Below are 11,892 nucleotides of genomic sequence, written 5' to 3'. Positions count from 1 at the left end.
GGGTGCGCCGGCGTCCGCGGCCGGGACGCCGCGTCCGACTCCATCGTGGCGCAGACCGCCTTCTCATGGCGGCGGGAGCTCCACCACCCGCGTCGCCCAGCGGCTCATCAGGGCGGGGTCGTGGGTGATGAGCAGGACCCCCGCCGAACTGCGGCGCTGGTAGTCGGTGACGACGGCGGCGACGTGGGCCTGGGTGGAGGCGTCGAGCATGGCGGTGGCCTCGTCGCAGAGCAGGTAGTCGGGCCGGTGCACGAGGGCGCGGGCGAGGCAGGCGCGTTGCAGTTGCCCGTCGCTGACCGCGTGGGGGCGGCGGGCGAGCAGGTCGGGCGTGAGGCCGACCAGGTCGGCCAGGTCAGCGGTACGGGCGGACGCCTGGCCGCGGGACGCGCCGGTGGCGCGGAGCGGTTCGGCGATGAGGTCGGCGAGGCTCAGCCGGGGGTCGGTGGCGGAGCGGGGGCTCTGGAACAGGATCGCGACGCGGGTCCGCAGGGCGGCGGGCAGCCGGTGCCGGGCACCGCCCACGGGGCGCCCGTCGATGGTGACGTGCCCGCTGTCGGGGGCGTGCAGGAGGGCGAGCACGCGGGCGAGGGTGGACTTGCCGCTGCCGGAGGGCCCGCGCAGTCCGACCGTCTCGCCGGGGGCGATGTGCAGGTCGACCCGGTCGAGGACGCGCTGCCGGCCGTACGCGACGGTGACCCGGTGCGCGGCGAGCCCGCCGGCTGCGGCCCCGTGCACGGTGTCATCGGTGGTCATGCGGGCGCTCCGGGGGTGAGCCGGTGGTGGCAGGCGACCTGCCCCGCACCGTCGGGCAGGAGGCGGGGTGGGATGTGGCAGGCGTCGGTGGCGCGGGGGCAGCGTGGGGCGAAGGCGCAGCCGTCGGGCAGGTCGGTGAGCATGGGCGGATGACCGGGCACGGGCGTGAAGGCCCGGTCGGGCAGGGCGTCGAGCAGTCCGGCGGTGTAGGGGTGGGCGGGTGCGTCGAACAGGGCGGCGGTGGGGCGGTGTTCGACGATGCGGCTGGCGTACATGACGGCGACGGTGTCGGCGACGCGGCGGGCGGCGGTGAGGTCGTGGGTGATGAGCAGCACGGCCGCGCCGGTGTCGCAGCGGCGGCGCAGCAGGTCGAGGGTGTGGTCGACCAGGGGCCGGTCGAGGCCGGTGGTCGGTTCGTCGGCGAGGAGCAGCGGCGGGTCGGGGGCGAGGGCCAGGGCGGTGGCCAGCCGCTGGGCCATGCCGCCGGACAGCTCGTGGGGGTAGCGGTCCAGGTCGCCGGGGTCGAGTCCGACGTCGGCGGCGATCCGGTCGGCGGCGGCGGGGGCGGTGCGGCGGGTGTGTCCGTGGGCGCGCAGGGTTTCCTCCAGCAGCCGCCGGCCGCTGCGGACCGGGGTGAGCGCGGTGGCGGGACTCTGCGGGACGAGGCCGACGGCGCGGCCGCGTACGTGGCGGGTGAGGTGCCGTTCACCGGCGTCGACCAGGTCGACCGGATGGCCGTCCGGCGGGTGCAGGTGGGCGCGTCCGGTGACGGTGGCGTTGCGGGGCAGCAGACCGAGCAGGGCGTGGGCCAGGACGGACTTTCCGCAGCCGGATTCGCCGACGACGGCCAGCAGTTCGCCCGGGTGCAGGGTGAGGCTCAGGTCGGTGACGGCGTGCACGACGGCGCCCCGGAGGTGGAAGCGGACGGTGAGCCCGTCGACGCCCAGCAGGGCGTGAGCGCGGCGGGTGTCGGTGGGGACGGTGGTGGTCACAGGTGCAGCTCCGCTCGGACGCGGGGGTCGAGGCGGTCGCGCCAGCGGCCGGTGAGCACGGCGAGGGCGAGGGTGACCGCGACGAGGAGGAGGCCGGGGACGATGCTGGCCCACCAGGCTCCGGTGAGCAGGGACCGCTGCCCGTCGTTGATCATGTTGCCGATGGAGGCGAGGTGCGGGGGCAGGCCGAGGCCGAGGAAGGACAGGGCGGTCTCGTGCCAGACGGCGTGCGGCACCATCAGGGTGGTGGCCAGGGCCAGTCGCGGCAGGACGTGCGGCAGCAGGTGCCGGGTGAGCACGCGGGTGCGGGAGGCCCCGCCGGAGATGGCGGCGTCGACGAACGGGCGGGTGCGCAGGCTGAGCAGCTCGGAGCGGACGATGCGGGCGGTGGACAGCCAGTGCGTCAGCCCGATGGAGGCGACGACGGCGCCGAGGCCGGGGCGCAGCATCGCCACGACGAAGATGCCCAGCAGCAGGTGCGGCAGGGCGGCGACGGTGTCGACGACGCGCATGAGGGTCCGGTCGACCCGGCCGCCGAGGGTGCCGGCGACCGCGCCGACGAGGCCACCGACGACGGTGGCGACTCCGGCGGCGACCGCGCCGACCAGCAGCGACACCCGCAGGCCGTAGAGGCTGCGCAGCGCCACGTCGCGGCCGAGGTCGTCGGTGCCGGCCAGGTGGTCGGGCGAGGGCGCGAGGCGGGTACGGGCGAGGTCGACCGCGCTCTGGTCGAGTGGCCACAGCAGCGGCGCGAGCAGGCACGCGGCGACGGCGGCGGCGAGGACGCCGACGGCCACCCCCGCGCCGAGGCGACCGGTGCGGAACCGGGTCGGCGGGTGGGTGGTGGCCGGCGGCCGGGCGAGGTCAGTCATCGAGGCGTACCCGGGGGTCGGCGGCGGCGTAGGCGAGGTCGGTGGCGAGGTTCGCGGCCAGGACCACGACGGCGGTGGCCAGGGTGGTGGCCGCCAGCAGCGGGAAGTCGGCGCCCAGCGCGGCCGCGACGGTGACCGCGCCGAGGCCGGGCAGGGAGAACACGGTCTCCACCAGGACCGCGCCGCCGACCAGTTCGGGCAGGTGCGTGCCGACCAGGGTGAGGAACGGCAGCAGCGCGGTGCGCAGCGCGTGGCCGAACAGGACGGTGCGACCCGGCAGGCCGCGGGCGCGGGCGGCCAGGACGTGGTCGTCGCGCAGGCTCTCGGCGACGGCGTCGCGGACGAACAGCACGAACCACGGGGCCTGGGAGATGGCCAGCACCGTCACGGGCAGGATCAGGTGCCGGGCCACGTCGGCGGGGTCGGTGCCGGTCGCGGTGATGTCGGTGAGCCCACCGGCAGGCAACCAGCCCAGGGCGAGGGCGAACCCGGCGATCGCCGCGAGGCCGATCCAGAACACCGGCATCGACTGCACGGCGTACGCGGCGGCGCGCAGCGCCCGGTCGAACCAGCCGCCGCGCCGGTACGCGGCGAGGGTGCCCAGCAGCACGCTGGCCACGAGGACCAGGGCGAGGGCGGTGCCGACGAGCAGCAGGGTCCAGCCGGCACGGGCGGCCAGCACGGAGGTGACCGGCTCGTGGCGGCTGGTCGACCAGCCCAGGTCGCCGCGCAGCAGGTTGCCGATCCAGCGGGCGTACTGCACGGGCAGCGGGTCGTCGACGCCCCAGTTCGCGCGGATCTGCGCGAGGTTCTCCTCGCTGGTGGTGAACGCCGCCGCGCCCGCGTACTGCTGCGCGGGGTCGATCGGGGAGGCCGCGCCGAGGGCGAACATGCCCATGCTGGTCGCGGCCAGCACGGGTACGGCCACCAGCAGCCGCCGCCGGACCACCGCCCCGGCCCCGGCCAGCCGCCGACGCCCGGTCGTCGCCGCGGTCACGGCTGCTTCGTCCAGGTGTGCACGTTCCACCAGAGGCTGTTGGCGACGTCGTGCTCGTGCGGCTCCACCCGCGGCGTCACACCCGCGACGGTGTCCCTGACGACGTAGGTGTGCTGCAGGTAGGTGAGGAACACCCACGGCACGTCGGCGGCGAGCTGCTTCTGGAAGGTGGCGTAGGCGGCCTTGCGGACGGCCGGGTCGGCGCTGTCGCGCCCCTGCTGCAACGCGCCGTCGGCGACGGCGGACCGGTAGGAGCCGGGGTTGAAGAAGCCCTGCCCGGCGAGGGCCGAGCCGAACAGCTTGTAGGAGACGAAATCCGGGTCGTACGGGGTGCCGTAGCCCATCACCAGCGCGTCGGTCTTCATCCGTGGGGTGATCGCGTCCCAGGTCAGCCCTTCCGGGGTGACCCTGATGCCGACCTTCTTCGCGTCGGCGGTGACGGCGAGGGCCAGCTCCTTGCGCAGGCTGTCGGTGGCCGGGTACATCAGCGTGAACGCGGCCTGCCGGCCGCCCCTGGCCCGGATGCCGTCCGGGCCCGGCCTCCAGCCGGCGGCGTCCAGGGTCGCGGTCGCGGCGGCCGGGTCGGCGGCAGCCCTGCCGACGATCGACGGCTCGGCGAACTCCGAGGAGGGCGGCACCGGCCCGAACGCCGGCTCACCCGCCCCGCCGAGGACGCCGGTCACCATGGCCTGCCGGTCCACCGCCGTGTTCAGGGCCCGCCGGATCGCCAGGTCGCCGGTGACCGGGTTGCCCATGGGCAGCATGACGCCCCGGTAGTCGGCGGTCGGGACCCGCTGCACCCGGTAGCCGCCCTGCCCGTCGAAGCCGGTGGCCAGCTTGGGTGCCAGCTCGGCCGCGTCGAACTCCCCGGCCCGCATCCGCTGGGCGCGCACGTTGTCGTCGGCGACGAACGCGACCACGACACCCGGGTTCTTCGGCCGGCCGCCCCAGTGCTTGTCGTAGGCCGCGAGCACGAGCCGGTCCCCCGGCGTCCACGCCGTCACCCGGTACGGGCCGGTGCCGACCGGCCTGCGGTTGAACTCGGCCTTGTTGACGTCCTGCCCGGCGAACGCCTTCGCCGGGACGATCCCCAGCGCCAGCCGCTGCAGGAACGGCGCGTACGGGTGTTTCAGGGTGAAGACCACGGTGGCCGGGTCGGGCGCGGTCACGGAGGCGAGCATGTCCAGGTCGGAGCGCAGCGTGGAGTCGACCTTCGGGTCGAGCACCGCCCGGTAGGTGAAGACGACGTCCTGGGCGGTGAGCGGGGTGCCGTCGTGGAACAGCACGCCCTCGCGCAGCCTGGCCGTCACGGTCCTGCCGTCCGCCGACACGGTCGGCAGGTCGCGGGCCAGGGCGGGCACCAGCCGGTTGCCGGCGTCCCGGGCGACCAGCCCGTCGAAGATCAGTGACGCGCCGTCGACGCCGTAGTTCAGCACCGGGTTGAGGGTGTCCGGTTCACCCGCGGTGGCCACCACCAGCGTGCCGGCGTCGCCCGCCCCGCCGGACGACGCCGTCGGCGACGAGCAGCCGGCGACGGCGAGCAGGGCGGCGACGGCCGCCGCCGTCACGCGCGCGGGCAGGGGCTTGACCATGACGTACTCCAGGCATCGTGCGGCCACGGGCGGCGGCTCCTCGAACGTTCGTCGTCGCATGCGCTGGGCGGGCACCCCGGCACTGGTTCGGATCATCACGCCGCCGGAGCACCCGCCCACTGATGCCACTATCGCGCAGTTGCCAACGATTGGCAATAAGCCCCCATCGGGGTGCCGGTGACACCGCTCCTCGCCGGTGTCACCCCCGGCCTCGCACGGGCGCGATCCTCCGCCAGGCGACTCCAGCGCCTCCCCGGTTTCGCTGGCGCGACGGGCGCTCACGGAAGCCGATTGCCGATAGTGTTCTCAACCACCCTGTCCGCTCGTCCTGAAGGGTTCTGCCATGAGCTTTGGTCGTCGGCGGCTGTCGCGAACTGTCGCCGCCGCGCTGCTCCTCGTCGCCGGGGTGGCTGTCCCCGCCGGCCCCGCCGAGGCGGCGAAGAGGGGCCCGGACCTCGCGGTCGCCGCATCCGGGACGAGAGTCCCGCTGGGGGTCGAGAGGAAGGTCGTCCATCTGAAGGTCAGCAACCTGGGGGACGAGACCCCGACCGACGTCGTCGTCAGGGTCCGCCAGCCGCAGGAGGGCCCCGGCCCCCTGCCGGTCGCCCTGATCTGGCACTCAGAGGGTGGTGTGGGCGAGTGCGACGGCGATTTCGGCGGGTTCTACTGCCGACTGTTGCCGGAGCTGATCCCGGGGCCGGGTGAGACAGTCGACGTTCCCGTCGACGCGACCGTCTACGGGGCTGCGGGGCCCTACGAGGGCAAGTTCGAGGCTTCGGTCACCATCGGGCCGGAGAAGGACGCGAACCCGGCCGACAACACCGGATGGTTCCCGCTGGAGCTGGTCGACCAGTCCAGTGCCGACCTCTCGGTGGTCGCCCCGGACGTGAAGCAGTCGGTGCGGGTCGGGGCCGACGACACGCCCGAGCCCGCCGGGACGCTGCACCCGGGCGAGACGGGTGCGGTCCGGCACACCGTCGCCAATCAGGGCCGGAAGGCCGTCAGCGGAGTGCGGGTCACGCTGCGCCTGCCGGAGGGGGCGACCTTCACCAGCCAGCCGACCGAGTGTGTGCTCGCCGACGCCGGGCGGTCGGCGGTCTGCACCTACGAGAGCCTCACCCTCGTCCCGGCCGTCGAGGACACCGATCCGAACGACACGACCTACTCGGCGGTCGAGCTGTCCAACCTGGTGAAGACCGCGGCCTCCGCCACCGCCCCGGCGACGTTGCGGGGCGGAACCGTGCAGGTGGAGGGCCTCGCCGAGCGGTCGACGGACGACCGCTCCAAGCCTGCGCGCACCGCGCTGCCCGCGAACGCCGTCGCCGTACGGGTGGCCGACACGGACGACAGCGACAACGAGGACGGGTTCGCCGTGGTGCTGGCCGCGAAGAGCGGCGGCGACGATGGTGGCGAGAATGGTGGCGGCGGCGGTGACGGCGGGTTGCCGGTCACCGGGCCGCAGGCCGGTCTGATCGGCGGGATCGGCGTCGCGGCGCTGGCGGCCGGAGCCGCGTTGTTCCTCGCTGCCCGGCGGCGCCGGATGATCCTGGTGACCCCCGAGGACGAGAGGCCAGCAGCCTGAAGCCTGAGCCCGGCTGGATCAGGTGGTCACGCGGCTCGGCCAGCAATCAGCGGAAGAACGGCTGGCCGATGTCAACGCCACCTCAACCGCTTCAGGCGGAGCCGACAGCCGGGGAAACGGGGCCGCACCGGGCGATGACGCAGACCCGATCGCGGGTCTGCGTCATCGATCCGTCTCGGTGCGGCCCCCGCTCCATGTGGGTCCGGTTCCCTGGGCGGACATTCGCCCACGATCGCCCTGCGCAGCATCGGCCATCGATGTGCTGTCGGGCTCAGAACCTGACGGATTACCCGATCAACGTTCAGGACGGGGCACTAGACGGTTCGACGCCGACGCCGGGCCAGCCGGTGACTCATCACGATGAGCGCTCCACCCAGGCCGAGCATGGTCAGTGCGATCGCGGCGTAGCTGGAGATCCGGCTTCCGGTGACGGGCAGAATGCTCTTACGGACCGTGATGCTTGCCGAGGCAGGAGAGCCTGGGCCGCTCTCGATCGAGGTGGCGGCCGTCGTATTGACCTTCTTCCCCGCAGTCTTGCCGGTGACGTTCACCGACACCGCGCAACTCCCGTTGGCCGGCAGGGTCGCTCCGGCCAGGCTGATGCTGCTACCGCCGGAAGTCGCGGTAACCGTTGCGGAGGCGCAGTTGGTCTGCGCGGCGTTGGGAGTGGCGACCACCAGCCCCGCAGGAAGGTTGTCGACGAAACCGACTCCGGTCAGCGACATGGCCGGGTTGGGGTTGCGGAGGGTGAAGCTCAGTGACGTCGTCCCGTTGAGGGGGATGATGTCATCCCGGAAGGTCTTGGCGATCGTCGGTGCCGCGACAGCGCCGACCGTGATGCTTGCCGAGGCAGTAGCACCCGGGCCGCTCTCGTTCGAGTCCACCGGACCGCTCGTGTTCACCTTCGTTCCGCTGGTCGTGCCGGTGACGTTCACCGAGAACGTGCAACTCCCGCCAGCCGGCAACGTCGCACCGGTCAGCCGGATGCTGCTGCCACCGGCGGTCGCGGCGACCGTGCCACCACCGCACGAGCCACTCACACCGTTGGGAGTTGCCACCACCAGCCCCGCAGGCAGCGCGTCGGTGAAACCGACCCCGGTCAACGAGGTGCGCGCGTTGGGGTTGCTGAGCGTGAAGACCAATGAGGTCGTCCCGCCAACCGGAATGGTGGCGTCTTCGAAAGCCTTCGAGATCGTCGGCGGCGCGACGACCGCCGCGCCGACCGTGACACTTGCCGAGGCAGGCAAGCCCGGACCGCTCTGGACCGAGGTGACCGCAGCGGTGGTGTTGACCTTCGTTCCGGTGGTTGTGCCGGTGACGTTGACTGACACGGTGCAGCTCGCGTTGGCCGGCAGGGTGGCGCCGAACAGGCTGATGCTGCTGCTCCCGGCAGTCGCGGCGATCGTGCCGGAGGCGCAGTCGGTTTGCGCGCCATTGGGAGTGGCGACCACCAGCCCCGCAGGAAGGTTGTCGACGAAGCTGACACCGGTCAGCGTCGTGTTCGCGTTGGGGTTGGTCAGGCTGAACTCCAGCGTCGTCGTTCCGTTGAGCGGGATGGTCGCGTCCTCGAAAGCCTTGGCGATCGTCGGCGCTTCCGCAACCCTGACGGTGATGCTCGCCGCGGCGGGCGTACCCGGGCCGCTCTCGTTCGAGTCCACCGGACTCGTCGTGTTGACCTTCGTACCACTGGTCGTGCCGGTCACGTTCACCGAGAACGTGCAACTCCCACCAGCCGGCAACGTCGCACCAGACAAGCTGATGCTGCCACCACCAGCCCCCGCGGCGATCGTCCCACCACCACACGAACCAGTCAGACCATTCGGAGTGGCCACCACCAGCCCCGCAGGCAACGCGTCGGTGAAGCCGACCCCGGTCAGCGGCGTCTCCACGTTCGGGTTGGTGAGAGTGAACCCCAGCGACGTCGTCCCGCCAGCCGGAATGGTCGCGTCATCGAAAGCCTTGGCGATCGTCGGTGGCGCGACGACCTCCGCGCCGACCGTGACGCTCGCCGACGCGACGGCGCCCGGGCCGCTCTCGTTCGAATCCACCGGACTCGTCGTGTTGACCTTCGCACCACTGGTCGTGCCGGTCACGTTCACCGAGAACGTGCAACTCCCACCAGCCGGCAACGTCGCACCAGACAAGCTGATGCTGCCACCACCAGCCCCCGCGGCGATCGTCCCACCACCGCACGAACCAGTCAGACCATTCGGAGTGGCCACCACCAGCCCGGCGGGTAGCGCATCGCTGAAGGTGACGCCGGTCAACGCCGTACCCACGTTGGGGTTGGTGAGGGTGAAACTCAGCGACGTCGTCCCGTCCGCCGGGATCGTCGCGGCCCCGAAAGCCTTCGAGATGGTCGGTGGCGCGATGGACGCGGCGCAGAACGGTCGCGTGATCGTGTTGTGGATCAACGTGACGGCGCCGTTGCGGGCCAACACCCGTCCAGCGACGGTGGCTCCCTCACCCAGGGTCGCCGATTGCAGCGCCAGGATGCTTCCGACGAAGACGGTCCGGGTGTTCAGGGTCGCCGAGCTGCTGACCTGCCAGAACACGTTGCACGCCTGGGCGCCGTTGACCAGGCTGACCCGGCTGTCGACCGCGGTGATCAGATCGGATCCCGCCTGGAAGATGAACACCGAGTTGGGATCGTTCTGCCCGTCCAGCGTGACGGTGCCGGTCAGGGACATGGTGGCGGGTGACGTGTACACCCCTGCGACCAGGGTTTGGCCGCCGAGCTCGCCGACCGTGCTGGTCGTGGGCTCGGCCGCAGCGAAGTTGTACGCGGTGGTCAGATCGGCCTGGGCCTGCATCGCCTCTGTGTCACCGACGTGCGTGGCACCGTTCACCACCGGAGCCCCGGTGACCGACGTACCCGGCCAGACACCCAAGTCCCCGTTGATGACCGAAGGACCGACGGGGGGCGGAACGTCGGTGACCGCCTGACCGGCCAACACCCCGTAGGTCTCGGCAACCCCCAACGGCACCGGGGACTGGGCCCAGGCCGGTGTCCCCACGACGCCGACAAGGATCGTCGTAGCGGCGACGGCCCCCGCCATCAACATCGCAGTAGACCGACGACGCACGCGATACGCGAGCCAAGCGGATCTCGACACGGATGCCCCCACCAATCACGAGCCCGCCAGCGGGCAAGATTCGGAATGCGAAAGTTGTACTGGCGCTCGCGGTGAGCACCTCCAAAGCCTCGGGCCGGAGTGTATCCGCACAGAAGCGCAGCAATATGCCGAAATGCCCCAAAAGGGAATCATCGAGACGGGCCCCCGTGCCACGAGGCGAGTGCCCCAACCTGCGACGCGCCCGCCCGCTTGTCCGGCGGTTCTGCGCCGAGCACGACATCGGCCACCCGGAACCGGGCCGCCTTCAGCCAGGCCCCTCAGCGCCCCCACCACCGGACGTCGGAGGCGCCCGACCCAGTCCGACGAACTGGCCGCGTTGAAGTGCCTGCCAGTGCTGACCAGGATCGGCGGAAACACCGACGGACCAAGGGTGAGTCAGTGGATGCCATCGAAGGCGGACAGGGCGACCGGTCGTGCGGCGCTGAGCGGTGTCCAGTAGTCGGACACTGTCAGCTCACGACGCAGTGTGACCATCGCTTCCATGTTCGTCACCTGCAGCAACCGCAGGGTGCTACCCCTGGGTCGGCAGACGACCAGGGTGGTATGCGCCGCGAGCGCGAGATGCGCGCGGGCGAGGAAGTTGGGCAACGCGGAAGAGGCGAAGGTGACGTCGGCCAGGTCCACGACGACCTCGGTCGGCGCAATGGTGAGCAGGCGGTCTACCACGCCCGACAAAGCCGGGCCAGCCTCCATGTCGATCTCACCTGCCAGGCAGACCAGCGCGGTGGGGCATCGAGGGGCGGTCAGTACGGTGATGACAAAATGCGCGCCGGACACTTGGGCCATAGCCTCACCTCGGCATGAATCAACTGATGCCGGGGTCTGGGGCAACGACCTGTAACAGGCGGTGTCCTGATGCTAGCCCCCGGCGACCCGATGCGCGAACGCTCACTCGATGGGTCAAGCGCGAGATGCCGGCGCATCGAGTCGCCACGGCGTACGCGGCCTCCGGCGCGATCGCCACCAGAGTCGAATCGCAGCTCCCTCGGCCAGTTGCCTCGTGCTGCCCGATGTCCCAGTGAGTGTCACGACGACCGGTCAGGGCGAGCGGACCTCCCGCAGAGCGGAGCACGCGGACCGGGTGATCGCCGGTTCCGGTTCGAGCCTCTCGGAGCCGTTGATGATCGCCTGTGCCAGCTCGGACAGCCGCCGGTTGCGGCTACGGGCACCGTTGCGCAGCAACGCGAAAGCCTCACCAACGTCCATCTGGTGACGTTCGGCGAGGACACCCTTGGCCTGCTCGATAAGGACTCGGCTGTGCAGCGCGGCCCGTAGTTGCTCGGTGAGGATGTCGCCGTGCTGGATGGCGCGTTGCTGGAGCAGCCCGATCGTGGCCACGTCCGCCAATGCCTGCCCGATCCGGACCTTGCCTTCGTCGAGGCCGCCCGGGTGAGCGTCGAAGAGACTCAGCACGCCGATGACCTTGGAACGAAGGCGCATGGGCAGGGCGTGTACGGCGGCGAAGCCGACCTCGGCTGCGGCGGCGGTGAAGCGGGGCCAGCGGTGGCCGGCGGTCCGCAGATCGATGACCGACACGGGCCCGCCGGTGCGGAAACAGTCCACGCAGGGCCCCTGGGCAGTTTGCAGCTGGAATAGCTCCAGCAGCCGGGTGCGTTCGGAGGAGGCCGCTATCACCCGGAGGCTGTCCTGCTGGTCGGTCACCAGCAGCCCAGCCGCCGACACGCCCAGCAGTTGCACACACCGGTCGGCGAGCACATGCAGGAACTCGATCACGTCGAAGTCGTCGACGAGTGTGTCCGCCAGTTCCACGAACACGTCGGACAACCGGATCTCGACCATGTCACTCCCCCTGGAGTAGTTCAGTCCCGCAGAGGTGCGGTGGTGCTGGCTGTCGACCGGTTGCCGGGTGGACGGGGACCCGGCTTCTGACGCCAGCCTGGTCGATGGGCGTGCCACAGGCGCGGGCCACTACCCCGACTGCGACGTCCGGAATCCGATCTCGTTCA

9 protein-coding genes are annotated in these 11,892 nt (G+C 71.7%); 1 reads left to right on the top strand and 8 read right to left on the bottom strand.

Annotation, left to right across the window (positions count from 1 at the left end; all coding sequences use genetic code 11):
• Nucleotides 1–63: 63 nt before the first annotated feature.
• From LPU61_RS27190 to LPU61_RS27170, 5 genes are read right to left on the bottom strand one after another with little or no spacing between them, the layout of a single operon-like run.
• Nucleotides 64–753, bottom strand: a complete 690-nt coding sequence (locus tag LPU61_RS27190) for an ABC transporter ATP-binding protein (protein ID WP_229406571.1) — start codon at nt 751–753, stop codon at nt 64–66.
• Nucleotides 750–1,745 (bottom strand): ABC transporter ATP-binding protein, encoded by a 996-nt coding sequence (locus LPU61_RS27185; protein ID WP_229406570.1) that lies wholly within the window; start codon nt 1,743–1,745, stop codon nt 750–752. The genes LPU61_RS27190 and LPU61_RS27185 overlap by 4 nt, the downstream gene beginning before the upstream one ends.
• Nucleotides 1,742–2,617: an ABC transporter permease gene (locus LPU61_RS27180; protein ID WP_229406569.1), complete on the bottom strand. Its 876-nt coding sequence runs from the start codon at nt 2,615–2,617 to the stop codon at nt 1,742–1,744. The genes LPU61_RS27185 and LPU61_RS27180 overlap by 4 nt, the downstream gene beginning before the upstream one ends.
• The gene (locus LPU61_RS27175) at nt 2,610–3,614 is read right to left on the bottom strand and encodes an ABC transporter permease (RefSeq protein ID WP_229406568.1); all 1,005 of its coding nucleotides are present in this window, start codon (nt 3,612–3,614) and stop codon (nt 2,610–2,612) included. Before LPU61_RS27175 ends, LPU61_RS27180 begins: the two co-directional genes overlap by 8 nt.
• On the bottom strand, nt 3,611–5,233 hold the full coding sequence (locus LPU61_RS27170; RefSeq protein ID WP_229406567.1) for an ABC transporter substrate-binding protein: 1,623 nt from the start codon (nt 5,231–5,233) through the stop codon (nt 3,611–3,613). The genes LPU61_RS27175 and LPU61_RS27170 overlap by 4 nt, the downstream gene beginning before the upstream one ends.
• A 316-nt stretch (nt 5,234–5,549) precedes the next feature.
• Between LPU61_RS27170 and LPU61_RS27165 the strand changes: the two genes are divergently transcribed.
• The gene (locus tag LPU61_RS27165; RefSeq protein WP_229406566.1) at nt 5,550–6,788 is read left to right on the top strand and encodes a hypothetical protein; all 1,239 of its coding nucleotides are present in this window, start codon (nt 5,550–5,552) and stop codon (nt 6,786–6,788) included.
• A 314-nt stretch (nt 6,789–7,102) separates the two neighbouring features.
• Here the strand turns inward: LPU61_RS27165 and LPU61_RS27160 are convergent, their stop codons facing one another.
• From LPU61_RS27160 to LPU61_RS27150, 3 genes are all read right to left on the bottom strand, one after another.
• Nucleotides 7,103–9,847 carry an ice-binding family protein gene (locus LPU61_RS27160; protein ID WP_229406565.1) on the bottom strand — a complete coding sequence of 915 codons (2,745 nt, stop codon included), beginning with the start codon at nt 9,845–9,847 and terminating at the stop codon, nt 7,103–7,105.
• Between the two features lie 453 nt (nt 9,848–10,300).
• Nucleotides 10,301–10,711 (bottom strand): STAS domain-containing protein, encoded by a 411-nt coding sequence (locus tag LPU61_RS27155; protein WP_229406564.1) that lies wholly within the window; start codon nt 10,709–10,711, stop codon nt 10,301–10,303.
• 252 nt (nt 10,712–10,963) lie between these two features.
• On the bottom strand, nt 10,964–11,725 hold the full coding sequence (locus tag LPU61_RS27150) for a GAF and ANTAR domain-containing protein (protein ID WP_229406563.1): 762 nt from the start codon (nt 11,723–11,725) through the stop codon (nt 10,964–10,966).
• Nucleotides 11,726–11,892 lie beyond the last annotated feature (167 nt).

The organism is Micromonospora sp. NBRC 110038 (assembly GCF_020884815.1).
GTDB classification, from domain to species: domain Bacteria; phylum Actinomycetota; class Actinomycetes; order Mycobacteriales; family Micromonosporaceae; genus Micromonospora; species Micromonospora haikouensis.
The sequence above is the reverse complement of the archived record's forward strand: the minus strand, read 5'-3'. Positions and strand labels throughout refer to the sequence as shown.